25 protein-coding genes are annotated in these 23,232 nt (G+C 45.4%); 10 read left to right on the top strand and 15 right to left on the bottom strand.

Features of this window, described 5'->3' with window-relative positions; translation table 11 throughout:
- Positions 1 to 105 precede the first annotated feature (105 nt).
- Together Q4Q50_RS17555 and Q4Q50_RS17550 are read right to left on the bottom strand one after the other, a co-directional pair.
- On the bottom strand, positions 106 to 777 hold the full coding sequence (locus tag Q4Q50_RS17555; protein WP_006086183.1) for an alpha/beta hydrolase: 672 nt from the start codon (positions 775 to 777) through the stop codon (positions 106 to 108).
- A 92-nt stretch (positions 778 to 869) separates the two neighbouring features.
- Positions 870 to 1,097 carry a DUF3389 family protein gene (locus Q4Q50_RS17550; RefSeq protein WP_006082094.1) on the bottom strand — a complete coding sequence of 76 codons (228 nt, stop codon included), beginning with the start codon at positions 1,095 to 1,097 and terminating at the stop codon, positions 870 to 872.
- Between the two features lie 252 nt (positions 1,098 to 1,349).
- Here Q4Q50_RS17550 and Q4Q50_RS17545 point away from each other — a divergent pair, with 252 nt between their 5' ends.
- Positions 1,350 to 3,293 carry a M1 family metallopeptidase gene (locus Q4Q50_RS17545; protein ID WP_311900443.1) on the top strand — a complete coding sequence of 648 codons (1,944 nt, stop codon included), beginning with the start codon at positions 1,350 to 1,352 and terminating at the stop codon, positions 3,291 to 3,293.
- 246 nt (positions 3,294 to 3,539) lie between these two features.
- On the opposite strand, the gene Q4Q50_RS17540 is transcribed toward Q4Q50_RS17545, so the two are convergent.
- From Q4Q50_RS17540 to Q4Q50_RS17530, 3 genes are all read right to left on the bottom strand, one after another.
- A complete protein-coding gene (locus Q4Q50_RS17540) occupies positions 3,540 to 4,028 on the bottom strand; it encodes an FKBP-type peptidyl-prolyl cis-trans isomerase (protein ID WP_006082096.1) in 489 nt (162 codons plus the stop codon).
- A gap of 138 nt (positions 4,029 to 4,166) precedes the next feature.
- On the bottom strand, positions 4,167 to 5,489 hold the full coding sequence (locus Q4Q50_RS17535; RefSeq protein ID WP_311900442.1) for a lytic murein transglycosylase: 1,323 nt from the start codon (positions 5,487 to 5,489) through the stop codon (positions 4,167 to 4,169).
- Between the two features lie 43 nt (positions 5,490 to 5,532).
- Positions 5,533 to 5,667, bottom strand: a complete 135-nt coding sequence (locus tag Q4Q50_RS17530; protein ID WP_259580676.1) for a hypothetical protein — start codon at positions 5,665 to 5,667, stop codon at positions 5,533 to 5,535.
- 253 nt (positions 5,668 to 5,920) lie between these two features.
- On the opposite strand from Q4Q50_RS17530, the gene Q4Q50_RS17525 reads away from it, so the two are divergent.
- The gene (locus tag Q4Q50_RS17525) at positions 5,921 to 6,280 is read left to right on the top strand and encodes a DUF2750 domain-containing protein (RefSeq protein ID WP_006082098.1); all 360 of its coding nucleotides are present in this window, start codon (positions 5,921 to 5,923) and stop codon (positions 6,278 to 6,280) included.
- A 51-nt stretch (positions 6,281 to 6,331) separates the two neighbouring features.
- Positions 6,332 to 6,973 carry a hypothetical protein gene (locus tag Q4Q50_RS17520; RefSeq protein ID WP_259571776.1) on the top strand — a complete coding sequence of 214 codons (642 nt, stop codon included), beginning with the start codon at positions 6,332 to 6,334 and terminating at the stop codon, positions 6,971 to 6,973.
- Positions 6,974 to 7,169: 196 nt separating this feature from the next.
- Here Q4Q50_RS17520 and Q4Q50_RS17515 read toward each other — a convergent pair whose 3' ends face one another.
- Both Q4Q50_RS17515 and Q4Q50_RS17510 read right to left on the bottom strand, forming a co-directional pair.
- On the bottom strand, positions 7,170 to 8,114 hold the full coding sequence (locus tag Q4Q50_RS17515) for a chemotaxis protein CheV (RefSeq protein WP_106650828.1): 945 nt from the start codon (positions 8,112 to 8,114) through the stop codon (positions 7,170 to 7,172).
- Positions 8,115 to 8,307: 193 nt separating this feature from the next.
- Entirely contained in the window at positions 8,308 to 8,922 is a 615-nt protein-coding gene (locus Q4Q50_RS17510) for a class I SAM-dependent methyltransferase (RefSeq protein ID WP_311900441.1), read from the bottom strand.
- 101 nt (positions 8,923 to 9,023) lie between these two features.
- Here Q4Q50_RS17510 and Q4Q50_RS17505 point away from each other — a divergent pair, with 101 nt between their 5' ends.
- The 5 genes from Q4Q50_RS17505 to Q4Q50_RS17485 all read left to right on the top strand — a co-directional run bounded on the left by Q4Q50_RS17505 (position 9,024) and on the right by Q4Q50_RS17485 (position 12,623).
- Positions 9,024 to 9,575: an LON peptidase substrate-binding domain-containing protein gene (locus Q4Q50_RS17505; protein WP_311900439.1), complete on the top strand. Its 552-nt coding sequence runs from the start codon at positions 9,024 to 9,026 to the stop codon at positions 9,573 to 9,575.
- Positions 9,576 to 9,720: 145 nt separating this feature from the next.
- On the top strand, positions 9,721 to 10,383 hold the full coding sequence (locus Q4Q50_RS17500; protein WP_311900438.1) for a sigma-70 family RNA polymerase sigma factor: 663 nt from the start codon (positions 9,721 to 9,723) through the stop codon (positions 10,381 to 10,383).
- Positions 10,376 to 11,104, top strand: a complete 729-nt coding sequence (locus Q4Q50_RS17495; protein WP_311900437.1) for a ChrR family anti-sigma-E factor — start codon at positions 10,376 to 10,378, stop codon at positions 11,102 to 11,104. Before Q4Q50_RS17500 ends, Q4Q50_RS17495 begins: the two co-directional genes overlap by 8 nt.
- Positions 11,105 to 11,888: 784 nt before the next feature.
- The gene (locus tag Q4Q50_RS17490; RefSeq protein WP_006082106.1) at positions 11,889 to 12,062 is read left to right on the top strand and encodes a hypothetical protein; all 174 of its coding nucleotides are present in this window, start codon (positions 11,889 to 11,891) and stop codon (positions 12,060 to 12,062) included.
- Between the two features lie 300 nt (positions 12,063 to 12,362).
- Complete coding sequence (locus Q4Q50_RS17485) at positions 12,363 to 12,623, top strand: hypothetical protein (RefSeq protein WP_311900436.1); 261 nt, start codon at positions 12,363 to 12,365, stop codon at positions 12,621 to 12,623.
- Between the two features lie 172 nt (positions 12,624 to 12,795).
- Here the strand turns inward: Q4Q50_RS17485 and Q4Q50_RS17480 are convergent, their stop codons facing one another.
- From Q4Q50_RS17480 to Q4Q50_RS17465, 4 genes are all read right to left on the bottom strand, one after another.
- Positions 12,796 to 14,268, bottom strand: a complete 1,473-nt coding sequence (locus tag Q4Q50_RS17480) for a nicotinate phosphoribosyltransferase (RefSeq protein ID WP_311900435.1) — start codon at positions 14,266 to 14,268, stop codon at positions 12,796 to 12,798.
- Positions 14,269 to 14,278: 10 nt separating this feature from the next.
- Positions 14,279 to 15,184, bottom strand: a complete 906-nt coding sequence (prs, locus tag Q4Q50_RS17475) for a ribose-phosphate diphosphokinase (RefSeq protein WP_311900434.1) — start codon at positions 15,182 to 15,184, stop codon at positions 14,279 to 14,281.
- Positions 15,185 to 15,467: 283 nt separating this feature from the next.
- Positions 15,468 to 16,181, bottom strand: a complete 714-nt coding sequence (locus Q4Q50_RS17470) for an NrtR DNA-binding winged helix domain-containing protein (protein ID WP_311900433.1) — start codon at positions 16,179 to 16,181, stop codon at positions 15,468 to 15,470.
- A 112-nt stretch (positions 16,182 to 16,293) separates the two neighbouring features.
- Entirely contained in the window at positions 16,294 to 17,292 is a 999-nt protein-coding gene (locus Q4Q50_RS17465) for a pyridoxal-phosphate dependent enzyme (RefSeq protein WP_311900431.1), read from the bottom strand.
- Between the two features lie 265 nt (positions 17,293 to 17,557).
- Here Q4Q50_RS17465 and Q4Q50_RS17460 point away from each other — a divergent pair, with 265 nt between their 5' ends.
- Positions 17,558 to 17,965 carry a YccF domain-containing protein gene (locus Q4Q50_RS17460; protein WP_106650835.1) on the top strand — a complete coding sequence of 136 codons (408 nt, stop codon included), beginning with the start codon at positions 17,558 to 17,560 and terminating at the stop codon, positions 17,963 to 17,965.
- Here Q4Q50_RS17460 and Q4Q50_RS17455 read toward each other — a convergent pair.
- The 3 genes from Q4Q50_RS17455 to Q4Q50_RS17445 form a co-directional block, all read right to left on the bottom strand.
- Complete coding sequence (locus Q4Q50_RS17455; protein WP_311900430.1) at positions 17,955 to 18,911, bottom strand: alpha/beta fold hydrolase; 957 nt, start codon at positions 18,909 to 18,911, stop codon at positions 17,955 to 17,957. The two genes, Q4Q50_RS17460 and Q4Q50_RS17455, sit on opposite strands and share 11 nt — an antisense overlap.
- Positions 18,908 to 19,936 carry a M14 family zinc carboxypeptidase gene (locus Q4Q50_RS17450; protein ID WP_311900429.1) on the bottom strand — a complete coding sequence of 343 codons (1,029 nt, stop codon included), beginning with the start codon at positions 19,934 to 19,936 and terminating at the stop codon, positions 18,908 to 18,910. Before Q4Q50_RS17450 ends, Q4Q50_RS17455 begins: the two co-directional genes overlap by 4 nt.
- 172 nt (positions 19,937 to 20,108) lie before the next feature.
- Positions 20,109 to 20,855 (bottom strand): substrate-binding periplasmic protein, encoded by a 747-nt coding sequence (locus Q4Q50_RS17445; protein ID WP_107404331.1) that lies wholly within the window; start codon positions 20,853 to 20,855, stop codon positions 20,109 to 20,111.
- A gap of 270 nt (positions 20,856 to 21,125) precedes the next feature.
- Between Q4Q50_RS17445 and Q4Q50_RS17440 the strand changes: the two genes are divergently transcribed.
- The gene (locus Q4Q50_RS17440) at positions 21,126 to 21,398 is read left to right on the top strand and encodes a PGPGW domain-containing protein (RefSeq protein WP_071939308.1); all 273 of its coding nucleotides are present in this window, start codon (positions 21,126 to 21,128) and stop codon (positions 21,396 to 21,398) included.
- Positions 21,399 to 21,500: 102 nt separating this feature from the next.
- Here the strand turns inward: Q4Q50_RS17440 and Q4Q50_RS17435 are convergent, their stop codons facing one another.
- Positions 21,501 to 23,213: an AMP-binding protein gene (locus Q4Q50_RS17435; protein WP_311900428.1), complete on the bottom strand. Its 1,713-nt coding sequence runs from the start codon at positions 23,211 to 23,213 to the stop codon at positions 21,501 to 21,503.
- Positions 23,214 to 23,232 lie beyond the last annotated feature (19 nt).

The raw sequence follows: 23,232 nt of genomic DNA, 5'->3' as shown, positions 1-23,232 counted from the left end.
ATGACTTAGAAAACATTACAGAAAACAGTGATTGTTCCCATAAAAAAACAAGCATGGGCAATTTTCAATTTACCGCATGCTGCTTTTATCAGCAATTAGACTTCTCTACATTTCAAATCGCTGTAATAACCACTTAGAAATCTCTTTTAACTGTGCAGGGATCACTGAATGTGGCATAGGATAAGTCTGCCACACCACATTATAACCGCCCGTAATTAAGGCTTCTTTGGCTAATGTTCCAGCGGATAGTGGCACGACATCATCCTGTAGACCGTGTTGCTGTAATATGGGTGTATTACGATTCGCTGCGCTTAATTCAGCGGGTAATACATCGCCCGTAGGTAAATAGCAAGACAGCGCCATAATCCCTGCAAGTTGCTCGGGGAAACGCAGTCCAGAGAATAAACTCATGACTCCGCCCTGACTGAATCCTGCTAATACGATACGCTCGCTCGCAATACCCGCCGCGATTTGTTCGTTAATTAATGCAGCAACCCTTTTCTCCGACTCAAGCACGCCTTGCATATCAGCTCTGTCGTGCAAATCCATGCTTTTAATATCGTACCAAGCGCGCATGACGTAGCCGCCATTGATGGTCACGGCTTGCTCCGGTGCATGGGGGAAAATAAACCGGATAGCATGATCGGCAGGTAAGCCTAATGCAGGCACTACGGGGGCAAATCCGGCACCCGAATCCCCTAATCCATGTAACCAAATGACCACGGCTGTAGCAGGCGTCTTAGGTTCAACGACAATACGCTCAAGAGAAACTGACATTCTAAAAATTCCCAATTCGATATTAAACACTCATCAACTAAAAACTGATGATAAATCTATAAGTTAACCACTCTGCACAACGCAGGCGTACTTTATTCCGCATCCATTCCCAGCACATCTTGAATCGCCCGTAACTGGGCATTTGAGTCCAACACTAAGCTCCAACGCACACCGCCACCATCGGCGATTAACATAGGTGGCTGACGTCTCAAACCGATATCCTCAGCACTCGCTTGCAGCACGATACTGGCAACATTGAGCCGCACTTGCACTTCGAACTCAGTGACGATTAACTTACCCTGCGAAAAATCTAACACCATTTTGATAACCGCCCTATGTGAAAACGCCGACATCATAGCAAACTTGTGGTCTTTTACCGATGGCATTTCCTTGCCGGCATACGAGCCATTAAAGTTTGATTACATTTGAGCTAACAGTGAGATAACAAATCCAGTGGATTATCAGGTAAACTTTTGCCCTATATAGATAGAGCCGATAGAAAACCAAGCAGCATTGAGGCTGTTATCGGCCCAAACTCGAACTAAAATACTTCATCATTAGGCTGTTAAATAATGCTTTCACTTCGCCGTACTGTCCTGAGCAGCGCCCTACTTTTTGCGCTGCAACTCCTTCCTAGCACTGATGCCAATAGCGCTCCTAATACGTTAGCCACTGAACCGACTGCCACTGTTGTACAAGCACAGACGCAGCAGAACCAAGATGCACTGACCTACGCCAATTACACTGACGTCAGCGTGAGTCATGTTGAACTAGCCCTTGCCGTCGATTTTAAGCAAAACCGCTTATCCGGTGAAGCCATCCTCGATTTGGCTTGGCATAAGGCGGGGAAACAACTCATCTTAGATACTCGAGATCTGACGATTAACAGTGTGAGTGCTTTGAATACAAAAGGGAAATGGCAAAGCGTGCCCTTCACCTTAGCCAAAGCGGACACTGTAAAAGGCGCGGCGCTGACCATCAAACTTGCCGATGAAGATACCCAAAAAGTTAAAATCAATTACCACACGTCGAATAATCCATCCGGTATTCAATGGTTAACTCCAGAGCAAACCCAAGGTAAACAGTTACCTTTTATGTTCAGTCAGAGTCAGGCGATTCATGCTCGCAGCTGGATCCCACTGCAAGATACCCCAGCCGTACGCCAAACCTATAGCGCGACGATAACTGCCGATAAAGCCATTACAGTGGTCATGAGTGCCGATCGTAAAACCCTGTCGAGCACGCAGACCCTATTCACTATGCCGCAGGCGATCCCAGCTTATTTAATCGCCATTGCAGCCGGGCATTTAAAGTTCGCCCCTTTAGACAACATCTCAGGCATTTGGGCTGAGCCAGAAATCCTCGACAAAGCCAACAAGGAATTTGCCGACACGCCGGAGATGATCAAAATCGCCGCTAAACGTTACGGCGATTACCGTTGGGGACGTTATGACTTGCTTATTTTGCCGCCAAGCTTCCCCTTCGGCGGGATGGAAAATCCACGGCTTTCGTTTATTACGCCAACAGTGATCGCGGGTGATAAAAGTTTAGTGAGTCTAATTGCCCATGAACTTGCCCACTCGTGGTCGGGTAACTTGGTGACCAACGCCACTTGGCGCGATCTCTGGCTTAATGAAGGTTTTACGACCTATGTAGAGAATCGCATTATGGAAGATCTCTACGGCCGCGACCGAGCGCTGATGGAGCAAACCATCGGCTATTCAGAGCTGCTTGCCGAGCTTGCAGAACTCACGCCTAGCGATTCAGTGTTGCATGTGGATCTTGGAAAGCGCTCACCCGACGAGGCCTTCAGCGGTGTCCCTTATGTGAAAGGCCAGTTGTTTTTACTCTTTTTAGAGCAAAAATTTGGCCGCGAGCGCTTCGATGCCTTTGTAAAAAACTACTTCAATCATTTTGCATTTCAAAGCATTACCACGGCGCAGTTCCGTGAGTATTTATCTTTGAATCTATTAAACAAATACCCCAATGTGGTCAGTGTGGCTGAAGTGGACACTTGGATTGAAGGGCAAGGTTTGCCATCATTTTTGGTGCAGCCCAACTCCCACGCCTTCGATGATGTCGATGCCCAAAGCCAAACTTGGCTCGACGGTAAACTTAGCGCAAGCGAGTTGAAAACCAACACTTGGACAGTGCACCAGTGGTTAAGGTTTATCAACGAAATGCCAAGAGTCAATCTAGACCAAACCAAGCTTGCCGAGCTGGATAAGGCGTTCCATTTTACGGGCACAGGCAACAGTGAAATTGCTTTTGCATGGTATTCGCTCGCCCTAGACAACGGCTATTACGCGGTACTACCCGCATTAAAACAACACTTAACCCATATTGGCCGCATGCGCTTAATCGTGCCGTTATACCAAAAGCTTGCAAGCACAAATCAATACGATTGGGCCAAGAGCGTCTATCTTAAGGCTCGCAGCGGCTATCATCCACAAACCCAAGCAAGCCTAGATATGATGTTTGCCGACAAACCACTCGAGCATGAACATAGCCATTAGCCGTTAGCCATTAGCCGTTAGCCGTTAGCCGTTAGCCGTTAGCCATTAGCCGTTAGCCGTTAGCCATTAGCCGTTAGCCGTTAGCCGTTAGCCGTTAGCGCCATAAAAACAAAAAGCCCAAACCTAGGTTTGGGCTTTTGCTATTCAATCTTCTGCCTCGATTCATTCAACTCATACTGAACTTATATTCATCTCACATTGAGTCAGATAAAAGCCAAGTTCGAAGACGAGTCCGAAGCCTGAAAATTAGTGGTGATGACCACCAGCGCCATGGGCATGGCCGTGGGCGATTTCTTCATCACTCGCGTCACGGGCACCAACGACTTCGATATCAAATGTCAGTTCGCGGCCCGCTAATGGATGGTTGACATCCACAGTCGCCATAAACTTACCCACTTTAACGATAGTCACTTGGCGTTGACCTTGGTCAGTATTGACCACAGCAGTCATACCCGGTTTCCACGCAGTCGCGCCCAATAAGTGCTTAACCGACACACGTTGGTGCGCATCAGCATCCGCTACGCGCTCACCGTATGTTTCGGCAGCAGGTAAAGTCACAGTGAATTTTTCACCGATGGCTTTACCATTGATCGCGTTTTCTACACCAGGCATCATGTTGTCATGACCGTGTAAATAGGCAATCGGATCGCGACCTTCGTTCGTCTCAATCACTTCGCCTTTCTCGTCACGCAGTGTGTAGTTAAACTGCACAACCATATCGTCTTTAATGCTCATCGAATATCCTTTGATTTTCTTCGATTTCAATTGTGGGCCGAGCTTAACAAAACTGAGCTTTTCACTCCACTTTTTTATCCGGCCTAAAAGCGCTCAAAACCCGCGGCAAGCGCTCTTTTGCTACCGTAACTACAGTAACTAAAGTGATAGTCCTAAAGCGCTAAACACCTCTGGGCTTGGGAAGCCATCGGCAATCATCTGTTTGCTCCGTTGAAAGGCTTGCAATCCTGCCACAGAGTTACGCCCTAACACGCCATCTGGCTTGCCAACATCAAATCCGGCCTCATTCAGTTTTGCTTGCAATTGCTTAACTTGCTCGCGACTTAAGCGTGGCTGTTCTGGCGGGCTCACTGTCAAAGGTAAGCCACCATTAATGCGATCGGCGAGATGCCCCACTGTGATGGCATAATACTCGGAGCGATTCCAACGCATGATCACATTGAAGTTCTCATAGCCTAAAAAGGCAGGCCCTGTATGGCCTGCTGGCAAATACATCGCGGCTTGAATATCCACGGCGGGCAAAGGTTGACCATTCGCTTGCGTGACATTGAGCGCAGCCCACTCAGATAAGGCCAAGGGCTGCTTTGCCCCTAAATGGCTGTAACTAAAATCCTTTGGTAATAAGACTTCACGGCCCCAGCGTTCATTTCGCTGCCAGCCTAAGTGCTGTAAAAAGTTCGCGGCGGAAGTCAGCGCGTCAGTGGTGCTATTCCATAAATCGGCTTTACCATCGCCGTCACCGTCAACGGCATATTTGGCGTAGGCCGACGGCATAAATTGCGTGTGTCCCATGGCGCCAGCCCATGATCCCACCATCGTGTCATCATCAAACTGATACTTTTCTTTCAGCTTTAAGGCTTGCATCAATTCTATAGTGAAATAATTGCTACGGCGTGGCTCACAGGCCAAGGTCGCGAGCGAATTTAATACCGACATCTTGCCTTTATAGGAACCATAGTTAGTTTCAAGCCCCCAAAAAGACAAGATATATTGCGGCGGCACGCCATATTCTTTAGCTAGTTGATTGAGTAAAACGCTGTGTTTTTTCAGTAAGCGACGGCCTTCATTGACGCGCCATTCGGTGGCGCGCTTACTGAAATAATTATCGAAGGTCTGGCTGAATTCAGGTTGTTGCTGATCGAGCTCAATCACCCGAGGCACAAATTTCAAATTTGCAATGGTCGAGTTAATCGTCGCCTCTGACAGCCCTTCGGTGCGCGCCCGCGCTTGTAGCCCAGTCAAACAACTCGGAAATGCCTCGGCATTCGCTTGTACGCTAGCACTGATATCGGGCATTGGGTTGGCTTCTGCGGCTATGCCACTTGCGTTGCTACTGACTGCGTTAGCACTTGCGCTAGTGTTGGAACTGGCACTCGCCGCTGGCACGCTGGAACAGGCACTCAGACTGACACAGGCGGCAATACTCGCAAACAGATAAGTTAACCCTTTAATTTTAATCAAATCAACAACTCCAATATTTGATTTCACAACAATGACACAGTAATCACACTGCTGTGGCTAAACACGACAATCTTCCTTCTTCGAGAAGGCATTGCCCTAGAGAGATATTCACCTTGGCATAACGAGTTAAAGGTTCTACTACAAAAAAACCTTTAACGGCCAAGGGTATAGAAGACATGTTTCTCCCCCACGGAAAGCCTCTATCTGAGTCACACTTGAACAGTAAAGCACACTGCATCAAGGCTTATCATTGCCAATAATCCTGACCCATAGCGACACGTAACACAATCCTTATCGCCATAAATACCTTGTGGCACCGGCTTATTGCTCAGTTATCCAACACAAGAAAAATCTTAACAAAGAATCCCTTGGTATCGCAGCATGTTACCGTATAATGGATAAGTTAACAGCACACATCAAAGAGACCTATCATGACTGAAATCAATGCGGCTTTGGCTGGCTTTATCAAAAATGTAAAACAACATCAGACGCTTTGGGGTCTAATGGATGAAACTGGCGAAGGCTGGGTCGTTTGTGACTCTTCAGAATTTGAAGACACAGATGTGATGCCATTGTGGTCAAGTGAAGCCACTGCAAAATCCCATTGCAGCGACGAATGGCACGACTACCAACCCGTTGCTATTTCATTAGAAGAATTTCTGGAATATTGGGTGTCGGATCTCAACGACGATGGTGTGTTGATCGGTGTGGATTGGCAGACTGATGAAGATTGCCTTGAACTTGATCCTATTGTTTTAGCAAAAGATTTGGTTGATGTTGAAGAGGTTTAATCCCTTCAATATGCCATTAATGACATCAAGGACTGAGGTGCTCATTCCTTGATGTCTGCTATCCCGCTTATCGATATTCCCTTCGACCAACGTCATACCTGTTGGTTTTGCGGCGAACCGAGCAATCAACGCTTCGAATATATTGCCCACACACATACGCCACATCCTTCGTTAGCCGTGCCCGCCTGCAGCGAATGCTTACGATTAGCCAAACAACATCCTTTGAGCTCAATATGGGATTGTCGTATGGCCGTCAAAGATGCACTGATGCGCATTTATGCAAAACACCTCGCGATTGGGATTAATTGGACCGAAGAAGAACTTGCCGAGTCTGAATTTTCCTGCAAAGTGTTTGAAGGCTTTAAGAAAAGTGCTTGGATGATGTACCAGATTGCCCGCGACCGTATCAATGCACCCGGCTGGCCACTGGTATTAGAAGGCGAAGAAATTGACGACCAAGGTTATAACGCAGGTTTCGAATTTGATGGCGTGACCTTTAACTCAGTCAATGCTGCAATCCAGTACTACTCGACGCAATTCACCTTAGACCCGCAGTTTTTTGCCGAACTGGTGCGCCTCGTCGGCCGAGCAAGATTTAACTACGCCCTACGACTCGCCCGCATCCATATCGCCGCCGCCAAAGAAATGAAACGCCAAGTATTACAAGATGTAGAAGCCGAATTCGCCTCGTAATCGAGCGTTAAATAAAAAGGTAATTTGGTAGGATTTGCACAGAATCGATGGAAAGGTGACGATTGAATGGCTGATATTAAAAGTCTGATATAAACAGGCCATATTTAAAACAGTTATTAAAAGCAATTATTAAAAGCGCTGAGCCTACCGATGACCAACACAAGGCCAATCACCGATAGGTAGAATCTCAAGATGCTTAGTGATTGATTACTTGTCTTAATCTTTCTTGTACCACTTCCACGAGTAAATCCGGCTGGAATTTAGAAATAAACTTATCACAACCGACCTTCTCAACCATGGCATGGTTGAAACTGCCGCTCAGTGAAGTATTCAAGGTAATATATAGATCTGACATAGCTTTATCACCGCGAACTTCAGAGGTCAGTTTGTAGCCGTCCATCTCGGGCATTTCGGCATCGGTAATCATCATCAGTAATTCTTTAGACACTTGCTTACCTTCATCACGCCATTTCTGTAATAACGTCAGCGCCTGCAAGCCATCCGAGGCTTCAATGATTTCTATACCTAGTTGGCTTAAGGTTTCACGCACCTGACGCCTTGCGGTCGATGAATCGTCCACGATCAAGATTTTTCTGCCTGGCATTTCATGGACTAAGGTTTCATCGAGCACACCTTCAGAAAGCCTAATATCGTAGTGAATAATCTCAGCTAGCACTTTCTCTACATCGATAATCGACACTAGTTGCGATTTGCCTTGGTGCTCGATGCGGGTAATTGCCGTCAGATAATTATTGCGCCCCGCCGTTTTCGGCGGCGGCATGATATCGCTCCATGTCATGTTGATAATGTGCTCAACCTTGCCGACTAAGAAGCCCTGCACGCTGCGGTTATACTCTGTGATGATCATATTGGCATCATCATCCGGCGGTAAAGGTTTAAACCCAATCGCCGAACGTAAATCAATCACAGGGATAGAAATGCCGCGAATATTAGCAACACCATAAATATGAGGATGACTCCCAGGCATAGCATTAAGGGGAGGAAGCTTGACCACTTCTTTAACTTTAAAGACGTTGATGGCAAATAACTGCGTGGAATTAATGCTAAAGAGCAACAACTCGAGGCGGTTCTCACCCACGAGTTTGGTACGCTGATCTACGGTTGCAAGTACGTTTGCCATAATGCTGCTTCTCTACTCTTGAGGAAAATCCTTTCCTCACATGCGACGGATTAGCTCAAATTATAGCGGTAAACTCCCATGAAGAACCATGCCGTGAGTCTATTTTATCTAAAAATTACAACCACTCTCGCAAAAGCGCGAATATTCAACCCATTCAAAACGCATATTCAATTTAGGTCAGCGACACTGTCGCCTAACGCTGCACTTTCTGGGCAAGCACCATGCCCGCAAGATCCAAGGCATTTCTGTCGCAGATTATCTCAAACCCCGATTGACGCAGCACAAGTAACCACTCGCGGTGATTAAACCGATTTTGCTGTGGATGCTCAAATAAGCGTCGGCTTAATGGATTACAAATCGCCGCGCGATATAAATCCTCTATCACAAAGTAACCGTTTGGTTTCAGTACCCTTGCAACATCCTTAATGGCCGCCTGCCAATCTGGAATATGGTGGAATACGGCAAAATCAAACACCATATCAAACTCGCCATCGGCAAAGGGAAGACTAGAAGCATCGGCAACCGAGAAACTCAGCCCTTTTAAGCCCTGCGGCCGAGCTTGCCAACGGGACTGTGCCGCTGCAACCATTTCGGGGTCGATATCCACGGCCGTGATATGTCCTGCGCCAAAATGCTCGCGGATCAACTGAATACCATTACCAAACCCACAGCCGATTTCTAATGCACGCTCGCAGCGGGCCATAGGTTTAGGCATCATAGAAGTCAGTAAAGGCGCTTCGAGATGATTTTGTAGCCAAAAACGTATTGGATGCTGAACGAGCTTTTTTTCAAATGGATTTAATTTCATGCCATCCTCTAAATATGGGTAAACTATTGTTGAATAATTTTACTGATCGAACTGCCACTATGGTACGTAATGATAGGAACATAAGTTCACCAGAGGCCACGATGAAATTACCTCTTTTCCCACTACCCATTTGTTTATTGCCCGAAGGTTACACACAACTGCGGGTATTCGAACCTAGATATAAGCGTTTAGTCGCCGAATCGTTAAAGTCAGGCGAAGGATTCGGCTTATGTATGCTCGAAGAGGATGGTAAAACTATTCAGCCCATAGGCACCTTAGTGCATATTATTGATTTTGAAACCCTACCCGATGGCTTTTTAGGGATCAGTATTCAAGGTGCGCAGCGCTTTAAACTCAATGAAATCCGTGTCGAAGACGATGGATTAAAGCGCGGCGATGTTAGCTTTATCGACAATTGGCCTGCTGTACGTATTGCGACCGATGAGCGTTACTTGAGCCAAATGTTACAAAATATCATCAAGGAATATCCGCAACATCTCAAGCACTACCAAGCGGAACAGTTCGAGGATATTGCTTGGGTCTGCCAACGCTGGCTAGAAATATTACCCGTGCAAGCCTCCGAAAAGTACACCTGCATTAATGCCTTAGATCATATTATGACCCGAGACCTATTGAGAGCCGTGATAAAATAGCCCTGTGAATGATCCTTTATTTAAGCCAGTCCGTATTGATTGATAGTTTGACAGTAAAACTGGGCTCAGAAACGAATCAAGCCTCTCAATGTTGTCGTTACTGATGTCAACATCAGGACTAATGACTGGGATAAGAGCGAAAATAATGGAAAATATTCAATCACAAAGCAGGCAAAATCGGTATCATGGCCCTATCACGTCTCTGACTCATTCGGCTATGGATAACGACATTTCCGCTGTTAAAACCTGCGAGCCTCAAGCAGATGCTTTAATCACGTTCATGCTTCAAGTAGCAGATAAGCGTGATAGAGCCGCCTTTGGGCACTTATTCCAGCATTTTATGCCCAAGATCCGCGCCTTTGGTTTGCAAAGACTGAATCAACAAGGCTTAGCCATGGATTTAGTTCAAGAAACTATGACCAGCGTGTGGACTAAGGCCCACCTGTACAATGCTGAAAAAGGCTCAGTGACAACTTGGGTGTTTACCATAATGCGTAATCAGTGTTTCGATATGCTGAGACGAGTACAACACAATAAAGAAGATACCTTTGGCGATGATATTTGGCCATTGTGCGATGCAACCATGGCTCAAGACACACTCACTGATCATAAATTGACGGCGAAACTCCTCCAACATCTTGATGCCCTTCCCCTCGCGCAACGACAAGTCGTGCAAGGTATTTACATGCAAGAACTCACTCAACAAGAGTTAGCCGATGCCCTCAAGGTGCCAATAGGCACCATAAAGTCACGATTAAGACTCGGGCTAGAAAAGTTGAAAAGTTTCTTGGAGACACACAATGATTAAGCATCATCCCCAACCAGAATTACTCGTGAGCCATGCGAATGGGGACTTACCTTTGTCTATGGCCATCGCGGTATCAGCGCATTGCGCGTTATGTGAGACGTGTCGTGAGCAACTTGCCCTATTAACAGAGCAAGCCGCCAATTCAGCATTAAATCCAGATGGCGCTCATGCTCATGCTGCAAATCATACAGACCAAGAGTCGATTCACACTGCGCATATTGAGGCTGAAAACACTCAAGCTACTAATGTACCAGTGATGGATATTGACGCTATGCTGGCGCAAATCATGGCTCAACCTGCGGCAACGGATGTGCCTAGTAACGCTCCTCTGGATGTTCAAGTAAAACAACAGCATTACACAGTACCGTCGGTGTTTCGCCAGCATTTGGCCCGTCCTTGGCAAATCTTAGGCAAAGTCAGTCGCATGCGTTTTGATGTCGATGAAATGAACACCCGCGCGAGCTTATTACACATAGATGCGCAAGGTGAAATCCCCCAACATACCCATAAGGGCTATGAGTTAACCCTATTGTTAGCGGGAGCGTTTTCGGATCTTAACGGTGACTATGTGCCAGGTGATTTTATTGTGCTCGATAGCCAACATCACCACTCACCTAAAACCGTTGACGGTTGCTTATGCTACACAGTGTTAGATGCGCCGCTGCATTTTACCAAAGGCCTAAGCAAGTTGCTTAACCCCATAGGTGAACTGATTTATTAAGCCTGTAGCCAGTGCTTTAACATGACTTATTTACTCCGTTTTAAAATGAGTCCGCTGCTAAATTTTCAATTACTAAATTTTTAGTTACTAAATGACGGCCATTAATCCCATTGAAATAACCTATTTCAGTGGGATTTTTTATTCTATTTGCGTGAGTTTTTTATTCAATTTGCTAGCAGTAACAACATCCTATTCGCCTAAAAAGCCGCAATATGGACACTCTGCATTGCAGCTAGATACAAGATAAGGACATGTTCCATGCTAAGCTTCACTCTTTAAATCAAATGAATAGCCAGAAATAATTCACGTTAACTCAACATCAATCAACAAATAATCACATTGAATAAAAATTAAACTTGCATAAGCTACTTTTATTGATATACTACACGTCGTTTTGAGAAACACCTTGTTGTTTACCTTTTTAAAACCAGCCTGATCATTAGCAATCAGAGTTCGGTCCTCATAAAGAAAGCCTACTACAAGCAAAACCCCATAAGCTCAAGCATTCGATACCACTAAAATCATGTGGTTATGTCTGTGAACTTACTGTTCTCCACACTGTCATAGTATTGTCATTAAGCTATGGTCAACTGGCAGAATCAAGTTAGTCCATTGGCATAATCGACAGCATGTATTATTTATCGATTAAGCATCTCTTGATTAATGAATCAAAGATGGGGTAACCTCGATACTCAATAGAACGAATCTTTCGCAAATTGCTAAGGATATTTTATAGTTACAACTATCTCACCTATGGGTGAATTAACAAAAAGGAGTGTGGCATATGTCATACAAAATTAATGGACATGAAATTACAGTGAACTTCCCTGTAGATTCAATCTCAGTAAATAAAACCTCAATTGCTTTTACCGATCGTCAAGGTAAAAACAGACAGACTTTTTCAAAACGTACAGAAGCCATCAGCTTTATGAAATGGTTATTGTCCGCAAACAAATAAGTCAAAAAATAAATTAGACGATAAGTTAGAAATAAGTACTGTAATACCCCGTTTGCTCAAGTGTATTTAATCGGTTTCCATTCTCTTCGCAGTACCGAACACTTAAGTAAACTGATAGCCGAATGTCACGAACACGCTATCCTTTTTTACGTCATCATGACGAACACATTTGGTTCAGGCTGTATCTCTCTCACACAGATACCTGCCGAACCAAATGAGTCAAATCTAACTTAGATCACCTATTTCCACTGCAGCATCCGCTAATATTCGTTCCCATGAATACTGTTCAGCACCTCATCTATGCCAAAACCCAATACCCAAATCGCCATGCAAAGCTTGATAAGCCAGATCAAAGCGACAATTCCGCTCAATTTAGCGGAAGCACAACTGTGCCAAGGACAATGTTTAGGTTGTTCGAAAAAAATGCTTGAAATGCTCGATGCAGAAATCAGCTATTGGCAATATTCAGATGCGATACCCAGCCTAAAAGATTTAAAAAACCTCGAAAAGATAGGCCAACGTACCTATAAAATCCTTAAGCGAAACCAGTTGCTGCCTTAATCGCTTGTATTTGCATTTAACTATTGATGGGGCGTTTTACTTATACGACTGAACATAAATTCATAACTGAACTGAACTGAACTGAACTGACAATATGATCCTGATAGAAATCACATTGCCAGTTTTATCTTAGCTATTGTCTATAGCCGTTAAAAATTACAACTCTATAGGCTCAACGTCTGGACTCTGCCAACCTTGCGCGAATATCTGCCAAAGAATATTCAGTTAAGAGTTCACCATCGGCAAATACGGGGACAAACTCGCAATTGTTAACATCTTGCCAGCTCGCTTGATCTTTAAGATAAAATTGCCCTTGCTCATCTTTAAACACCGCAACCAGTCCCTTAGCTGATTTTTTAGTACCGTCATCGGTTTTAGGATCTTTAAATATTTCTCTGTCTTTACCATCAACTTTCGCAAAGGTCGCTTTCACCGCGTAACCGTCGGTATCTCGGGTCACGTGTTGATAGGTAAAACTGCCAATCCCAAACACAATATTGGTTGACGCAAAACCTTTGGCCTTTAAGCCGGCACAAATGGCTTCAGCCCGCTCAATGGTGATTGAATCGCCATAAATCAGTCCGACATGGCTATCGAGTAATTTGTAACCTTTGGCAGTTGTGCTGCCCCCAAAGACATCCCACAAACACTTGATAGCGCCTTTATACTCAGGGCTCCCCACAGCTGCTTGTGGATCACCACAAATGATCTTCACCGGACAACCCGTATCAGGCCTAAACACCACTTTGCCCTCACGCGCAAGAATACGGTCTTTTAAGGCAACGGTGAACTCTGTCATCACCTGCCAAAAATCCCAAGAATCAGAAACGATACTGACAATGCCGCTAGGATAAATATCTTCAATCAGACGGCGGAACGTCTCTAATTCATTCTCCATACCACCCGCACACATCACACTGTGCTCCGTTGCGGCCACACTGCCACCGACAAGTTCATGATCACTATCGGCACGGTAATATTGCTCAAGAAAATCAATCGCGGGAATGGTATCTGTACCCGTAAAACTGAGTAAATGGGCGGCGCCGCTCATTACCGCAGCCTCTGCACCATACATGCCGCGGAAACTAAAATCATGGCCCTGCCAATCAACAAATGCGATGTCACCATCGGTTTCTAGCGCGTAAGTCTCAAATATTTTGCGGTATTGCAGCGCGGTTGTGGCACTGGTACACATACCCCACACATTCGCGGAAAGGATGGTTTCGAGGTAATTGGTCAACCAAAAGAACCGCTCATCGGTATTGTACAAAACCAAGCAAGGCACTTTTAGTGGATACACTGAGCCTTCAGGTAATGCCATGATTTTTATTGGTAAATAACCTAAATCATGCAACTCCTCAATATGCTGAGTACCGACATTATTTGGCCCGAGATAGTTATTGATACGGCGGGAGAATTGGCGAATGACCTGATCTTTGGGTTGTTGAAAGAAATCACGGTTCCAACTGTCGATCAAGAAATGCTTGATAAAATACTGCAAGCCAAAAAACACCATTTGGTCTGTATAACCACGACGGGATTTACGGGCGGTCAAGTTACTAAAAATCACTTGAGTATTATCGGGATACTGACGACGGTGGTCGACTTTGTAACCATCAATGGCGGTAACGGGATTCAAGTACATAATATTTTCCTTAATGATTCATATAACTCAAAACAGCATGGCAATCACAGAACTCGCTCGAAATATGTGCAGGGACACCTAAACTATCGGTACAAAATAATCTGTCGATGCCCACCTCGCGCAGAGCCGATTCGCTGGCCTTATCTTCATAATGTGACACGATCAAAATGACGCTTTGGGCCCCCTTTTGCTTTAACTTGATGGCAAGTTCGATAAAGGTTCTGCCACCAGCACAAATGTCATCGACGATTAAGCAGGTTTTACCCGATAAATCATCACAGAACACTTCGGTAGCGATAATATGACCATTGACCACATCACGATGTTTATCGGCCCTGATCACCGGCATTCCCTGTAACGCTTTCGCTAAGCCGAATACTTTCTTATTCGCCCCCGCATCGGGTGAGACTAACACTAGCTCACCCGATAATTGAGCTGCAATCGCGGCGACAAAGCTGTGGTTGTCAATAACTTGCACTCGGTCTAACAATGCGGCGGTGACATCGCTGTGCGGGTCAAAAATGCTGACTGAAGCATATTGCTGCTGATTAATCAGGCTGGCATAGACTTTTACCGATAAGGCCTCGCCCACATTACAGACTCTATCTTGGCGGGCGCCAGGCATATAAGGCAGTAACAGATCGATTTGCTCTGCACCGCTGCGGCGTAATGCATCGGTTAACAACAAGAGCTGCATGATGGAATGATCGCCACGATAGCCGAAGAAAAGTGTGACGCGTTTCGCTGGAGGAACCAGCAGTTGAACATGATTCTCCCCCGCGCCAAATTGAAATAAACGGTAATGAGCCTCATCACTAGCTGCGGGTAACTGATAAAAATCGGCTTGCAGTTGTTGAGCGTTAACAGTGCCTTGATACGCTTGAATGCTTTTAGATGCTTGAATACGTTGAGACATACTAACCTCCTGTCTATGGCAAGATTACCGCAATTAACGGCGCCCTTGTTGTCTACAGAACTAATAGTGTCTTAAAGACATTATTATGTAAAGTTGATTTTTAGACTATTTATGACGAAATAAAAGCCATTGATATACCTAAATCGCATATAGTGTCTTTTAGACACTATGTGCAATTTAGGTAACTGAATAGGAAAAAAGCTGTTGAGTAATATCAAAACCTAAAACATAAGCAGTTGTCATTAGCCCCATGAAAACGCGTTTCAATCTGCAACGACTTTGATCAACATTCTAAATTTCTTAAGAATCGGTACGATGCGGTATCGGGTTTCAAGCGGTATAAATTCGCAGGACGCCCCCGTTCAGTGCGCTTCAATCCGGTATCGATCAATAAATCGGCCTGTTCAACCCGCCGACGAAAAGATTTACCTTGGATAGGCTTACCCAGTAAAACTTCATGTACATGCTGCAGTTCTGGCAAGGTAAAAGGTTCAGACAGTGCAAAGCCTGGCACTAAAGAATATAAGGCTTTCTGTGTTAAGCGTTCCCGCGCTTGCTCAATTAACTGCAGATGATCAAACGCTAATAGCATCTGTAACACATCCTCTAACGGCCACCACTTAACATCACTCACTGAATCAATTTGGATTTGGCAGGCTTGATAACTCATCAAGGCGGTGTAACACACAGTCACGGACCAGCCTCTTATATCACGGCCACTATTACCCACAGTGCATAGCTGCTCAATATAAGGTGGCACTACCGCGGTTTTCTCATGCAGTTTACGTAATACGGTTTGTTCTAAGGATTGATCGCAATTTTCATCTATAAAGCCTCCTGGTAATCCCCACAAACCTAAAAAAGGATGGTTTGAACGTTGCACTAAGAGTACTTTAAGCTGCTGATCATGGTAGGTAAACAATACGGCATCCACTGTCAGTAGCTGAGCCTTGAAAGCCTTAGGATCGTAATTGGCAAGATATTCCGCTTCAGTCATGAGTATTCCCCATCATTCAATATCATAAGCTTAACTTAGGCATGACACAGCTTCAAACACATTATGTCTTAGCGTCACTAAGTAAATATCCTGCACCGTGGGCTTAGCTACTTTAGCCAAATTTACGCTGATAACGCGGCAACATAGTCTCATTCCCCAATAATCCGCCTTGATGCAAATACATCACATGACCTAATTCACTACGCTGTAAATAATCCTCAAGCACAATAAAACCTAAGGGATCGTAGAGTAATTCAAACTGAACTCCTGAGGCACAAACCCGCTGCCACATTGCATAGAATTCAGGGTAGAGTTTACCAAAGTGATATTTTTTGCCGACATTCACTATCTGTGGATGCTCAAGGGTATTTGGATTAAGCATAGAGAATTGCAAACGTAAATAATCATCGCCTCCCACCACAGCACAAGTCACGACGCGAATCGCCGTTTGCTGACGAACAAAGTACTGATTCAAAAATAACGCTGTCGTCCCCGTCCCCGACGGTAAAAAGACCGTTAAATCGACTAAATCATTCGCCTGCGCAAATTGCACTATTTCTTGCGCCAATACATTTAACCCGTATTCAGCGTAGGAACAGCGTCCGCCCTCTGGGATAAACAGTGCCGTCGGTTCATTCGCGAGCACTTGAGCCTCGATAAACTCTTGGCAACTCAATCCCACATTGTCGACTTGCGCATTAAGGTTAGGACTAGCCTTAAGATTTAACAAAACCTGATGTTCAGATTGTGCATGAGTGCACGTCTGCTTTTGCGCCATTAACACACTTAAATCGATAATATTGGCACCATTTGCTAAGGCAGCAGCATAATTGCCCGTGGGATGTTTAACTATTTGACTGGCAATATGATCAACATAAAAGTCACACTGCCAGCCTTTCATCTTGGCCAATGTTGATAGGGAATACAAAGAGTTCGCTAAGGGTGAGCCATGACCTATCACCTTGTTGATGCCGGCAAACTCATGATCTAAAAAATAACCGAATTTACGCGCTTTATTGCCGCTAAACGCTGGATGCAATAAGTCATCACGTTTTAGAAATATTTCTCGACCAGCAAAGGCAAAAATATCGACGGGGGAATTTGCAAACATCAGGCTACTCAAACGATTAAATACTCGGGCTTTTAAGCCATTTTAATGGAATGGCTAGTGTACCCTAAGAAATTAGCAATTTAGCGAAGAAGTAGTGGAAATCACAAATACAGTTTTGAACAATACCCGTAAGCAATTGATTTACTGGTGTTAAAAAATTGGCACGTTTCTCGCTTAGTCATTGACATATATTCAGTTTATCAAAGCTAACGGCATTCATTACAGCTAACGATAAAGGCTAAAAAAGTAACCTAAGGAGTTTTCAATGGCAGTATTACGCTTAATATTCAACATCGCTTGGTTTGTGCTCGGTGGATTTGTGATGGGACTCGCTTGGTGGCTCGCAGGTATCCTGTGTTTTATCAGCATTATTGGTATTCCCTTTGGCCGCGCCTGCTTTGTTATCGGCGAAATGACCTTCTGGCCATTTGGCCAAGAACAAATCAACCGTCGCCACTTGACCGGACGTGACGATTTAGGCACAGGTGCCCTAGGCATGGTGGGAAATATCATTTGGTTTTTGCTGTTTGGGATCTGGTTAGCCATAGGCCACCTGGCCCATGCCTTAGCCTGTTTTGTGACTATTATCGGTATTCCCTTTGGAATACAGCATCTTAAATTGGCGTTACTTAGCCTAACACCGATAGGTCAAACCGTCGTGGCTAAAGCCTGATCGGTAGTGAGTTACCCGTCTTAGCGCTGTTCATTGCCGATGATTTACTGTGGAGAATGGATAGCGCTTTTTCATCCCATACTGAAAATATCGCCTCGTTAAAAGCCATTTCTTCCTCCAGTAAATCGTTGCAACTGTATTGAGTATGGACATATTGAGCATGGGCAGGTTCATCATCCTCTTGAACCTCAGTTTGCGGCTTAGTCGGCGTCGCAATCGCTAACAGGTAATGTGCCAGTTTTGCAGGGGCATCAATGGCCGCATCATGGCCGCAATACGCTAATACTATCAAATCAGTGTGAAAGTGCTGCGCTAAAGCTTTACTCGATGCCATGCTCACCAACGCATCACGGTCACCGCAGAGCACACTTATTGGTACTTCCACGGTCAATGGACACTGATATTGAAAAGCCGCCCACAGTTGCCGCCAGGCATTACGGATAGTTGGCGAGGATTCGCGGCGAAATTCACTCCATTCGGCAATTAAATCGCAATCTCGCCGATGGCGAAAACTGGTTAAACGCACTATCGTCGACTCGATGGGATGTAAGGCTTTACCCCGAGCCCGCAAGCAAAACGCCTTCAATGCATTCAGTGGATTAAATCTTTGATACCAAGGCGATAAATTCGCCGCACTGCTGTTTAATACAAAAACATGCCTTATCTGCCAAGGCCGCTGGTGCGCCATTTCCAGCGCCAACATACCGCCCATAGACAAGCCGAGAAGATAAATGGCTTCTCCATTTTGCACCTGCTCATCCAATTGCTGCCACACGACATGGGCATAGTCAGCAATCTTAAGTGGGCTTAGTTCATGGGATAGCGTCCCATTACCTGGCAAATCCGGTGTCAGTACTCGCAGCCCCTTTTGTCGCAGTCGCTGATCGAAGCCATTCCAGTGGCGCTGATCACGCATTAATCCCCGCAATAACACCCAAGTTGTCATGACTGTGACTCCCCATACCAATACTGCCGCGCGCACTCAGTAAGTTCAGTCAAACGTTCAGGCGTTAACTGCTCTAACGATTGTGCGTAGGCCGCTTCCATCATAAATTGCATCAGCACTGTGTGCCTGCGTAAAATTCTGTGGTGACGATGTGTTTTCTGCGGATTGAAAAAACCTGCAAAATTAAATATTTGTCTGGGATTTTTCTTTATCCAAGCCCAGGATCCCATCTCTAATGTCAAAGGTAGAAACGGTACCTGAGCATGGGGATCGGCCACTTGATGTTGGCGATAGAGGTAATCCCAAATATCCCCATGGGTGCGATAAAACTGACTCTGGGGTGCGAGCCGATAATGGCCATGATGGGGATAACTCTGTTCAAATAATTGTTTTAGATGAAAAATATAATTGGCATTTTCGAAGGCGGTACGCGTATGGGCGTAGGGGAACCAAATATGATCACTCAAGCCAAAGCCAGAGTGAGCATCGAGGGAAATCAAACTGGTGCTGCGGCTCAGCAATTGCTGTACATAGGCAACTAAACCGACGGTTTCAAGCTCCATTCCCCCCATGCCGCGATACCATGGTAGCCGCGACGATATCCGCTGCCCTCCGACCATAAAAGAGACTTTTTCGCTGGATTCTATCGGGGCGTTACGCATCAAATCCACTTGATTACCATTACCCCGCGTTCCCATAAATAAACCAACGGGATTCACCACAGGCACAAAAGCTAACCGCACGCCCGTTAACATCTGCTGTAGGTGTTTATCCCACACCAGCCGCTGCAACAAACTGTTCAGCAATGCCAAGATGACTTGAGAGCCAATACGTTCAACCCCATGCACGCCGCCCACAAAGAGTACTGTCGGACAGGGCTTATCTCCTCCGCCCAGTTCAACACTATAGAGAGGAAAATGTTCGTGACGAAATGGGATGTCGGCAAGAATTTGATACTGCAACTTAAGATGATGAGTATCAATGAGTTGTTGCAGCGTATCTAACTCAAAGGGAAGTTTATTCATGTCACCTTAATCAAAAAATGAGAGAGCAACTCATGCCGTTAAGGTGATGCTAATAGTGAACAAAGACAGAATGATGACAAGCGGAATATCTGATGTAAATTTGAGAGGAATTGGCTGAAAATAGAGGAAAAATAAGGGGTAAAATAGAGAGCACACTAACCTAAATCATGCATTAGTCTTCACGATACAGTAGCTCTCCGATGATGGTTTCGACGTCTATTTGCGCCAAGCCTTGGTCGAAAATATCTCGCCAACGTCGGCCTTCTTCGGTATTACGAAACGCGATATAAAGCTGCTTATTCGCTAAAATTTGGCGGTTGATTTGTAGTTTTTCCGCCAGCGGCTGCAAGGGCTTTTGCTTAAGTAAATAGTGCAGCACGTTGACATCGATTACCGCCGCATCAATACGGCCTGCGGCCACTTTCTTAATATTGTGCTCATCTGAAGTCACCGCTTCAGTCGGCTGAACGCCTGTGGAAATCATGCGATCTAACGCCTGAGTATTCACATAATCTTTCACCACACCTAAGGTATAGCGATTCAGATCTTCGACATAATTCCAACTCACAGGATGGGCTTTTTGCTCCACCAGCCCCAAAGGACCGTCGCCAATCGATTTAGAAAAAACAAACTTTTCAGTCTCGAAGTAGTATTCAGGGAAATAACCCAGATAGTCAGAATTAGGCATACTGGCGAGCTTTACAGCGCGGCTCCATGGGTAAAAATCCACTTCTAATTGGTGCCCCATCACTTTAAGCGCCGCCCGCGCCACGGCAATACTCGCGCCCTGCTCGGCTAATTGCTGCCCAGAATAAGGCGGCCAAAGTAAGGATGTCAGCATTAAGGTATCCGCTTTCGCTGTGCTCAAGCCCATGGAGGAAAGGCAACACGCAAGGAGCATTGAACGCCATCGAACCATTTGGGACTCCTTAGCCTGCAGAATGGATTGACTAGTAAATCATCGACAAATTGAGCTTTAGTTTTTATCTGCCAAGATTTTTTCTCTGGTTTCAGTATAGCCATGAAGCCACTGCGGGGAAGTGAAGTTTTGTTACAATTAGGCTGACGACATAAGATGCCAATAAATGAGCAAAGGATTAGACTGAAAACTGACATACAGTTAGCACACAACTGATAGTCAGCTGACAGTACAGCTTGATTCGATTAACTCACCATAAGGCCAACTCCTATGCGCAAAGTTACCTTTTTCAATCGCGCGCCGTCCTCCCATGCAAAAGGCGCGATAACTAAAGCGGGGATCACTGTGATTGGTGCAGCTTTAACCTTGCTCGGGCTGGTCTTTTTACTCTTACCCGGCCCAGGTTTACTCTTGATTATCTTAGGATTGGCGCTGCTCAGCACACAATATGCGTGGGCAAAGCTGGCGCTGCGTCGCAGTCAGCGAAAGTTAACTCAAAGTGCGGCTTGGCTTGATGGCATGACTCGTCGACTCTTCCGTTAACTCGTTAACTTGTCGGTTAAACGACACCTATAGACTGAATAAAATTCAAGCCGCATTGCGCGGCTTGAAAGTCAAAAAAGCAGGCGAGCCAAATCACATCACTTAAGCATTAATATCTTCATATAACTCTTGATACATCAGCTCACGCATTTTGAATTTCTGAATTTTCCCCGTCACAGTCATTGGATACTGATCCACAAACTTGATGTAACGCGGTACTTTAAAGTAGGCAAACTTCTCGGTGAGGAAATGACGAATATCTTCCTCGGTAATCGCGGAGCCTGAGCGGACTTTAATCCAAGCACACACTTCCTCCCCGTATTTATCGCTTTGAACGCCAAAAACAGCCGCATCCTGCACATCTTTATGGGTGTAAAGTTTCTCTTCAATCTCACGGGGATAGATATTCTCGCCACCGCGAATGATCATATCTTTAATCCGACCCACAATTTGCACATAACCTTGCTCATCCATTTGGCCAATATCGCCAGAATGTAGCCAACCCGCACTGTCTATGGTCGCCGCTGTTTTTTCGGGATCGTTCCAATAGCACTGCATTATGCAATATCCCCGACTACAGACTTCACCGGGTTGATTAACTGGCAACACTTCACCAAATTCATCGACTATTTTCACTTCGGTATGGGGCAAAGCCCGGCCAACGGTGAGCACCCGTTTCTCAACCGGCGAATCGATTTCAGTAATATGATTGAGCGGACTGCACTCAGTCTGACCATAACCAATCAGTACTTCCTTCATATACATGAGATTTTGTACTCGGCGCATCACTTCTTCTGGGCAAGTTGCCCCCGCCATCACGCCGGTTCGTAAAGAACTCAAATCAAAACGCGTAAATTCAGGATGCTCAAGCTCGGCAATAAACATGGTCGGTACGCCATGTAAAGCGGTGCACCGCTCTTGCTCAATCACTTGCAATGTCGTCAAAGGATCGAAGGATTCGCCGGGGAACACAGCCGCTGCGCCTTTGGCTAAACAGACTAAACTGCCGAGCACCATGCCAAAACAATGGTATAAGGGCACAGGAATACAGAGTTTATCGTGGCAGGTAAACTTCATCGCCTCTGCGACTAAATAGCCATTATTCAAAATGTTATAGTGGGATAAGGTCGCACCTTTCGGGCTGCCCGTCGTGCCAGAGGTAAACTGGATATTAATCGAATCATACGGGCTTAATGCTTTGCCGATACTCTCGAGTGCCGCCTTGTCATCGGCGGTCACATCGACGAGCAAGTCATCAAAATTCAACATGCCGACGGATTTTTCAGCGCCCATACGGATCACAAACTCGAGATCAGGAACGGCCTTCGCCTGTAATTGACCAGCAGGGCAAGAAGTTAGTTCAGGTGCCAATTCGTATAACATTTCGAGGTAATTGCTGGATTTAAACTTGTCGGCACAAATTACCGCGCGGCAACCCACGTTACTCAGCGCATATTGCAATTCTTCAGGCCGATACGCAGGGTTAATACACACCATGATGGCGCCAATTTTAGCGGTCGCATATTGGGTTAAACACCACTCGATATTGTTAGGAGACCAAATACCCACCCTATCACCGGGCTGAATGCCAAGCTTCAATAACCCTGTGGCGAGCGCCTCTATTTGATCTAGATATTGGCGGTAGTTCCAGCGGATATGTTGATGATGTACGACAACGGCTAATTGGTCGGGATAGGTTGCCGCAATCTCATCAAGATATTGACCTATGGTTTTCTCAACGAGTTTCGGTGATAACTCGCCTCTAAACTCGCTGACGTTGAGCGGACTGATAACTTGGCTTGTTGGAACAGACATTAAGGCCTCCGTGCATTTA

Origin of the sequence: Shewanella scandinavica (assembly GCF_031932065.1) — a bacterium.
Lineage (GTDB): Bacteria > Pseudomonadota > Gammaproteobacteria > Enterobacterales > Shewanellaceae > Shewanella > Shewanella baltica.
Note: the sequence above shows the minus strand (reverse complement) of the source record. Positions and strands in the feature narration are given on the sequence as shown.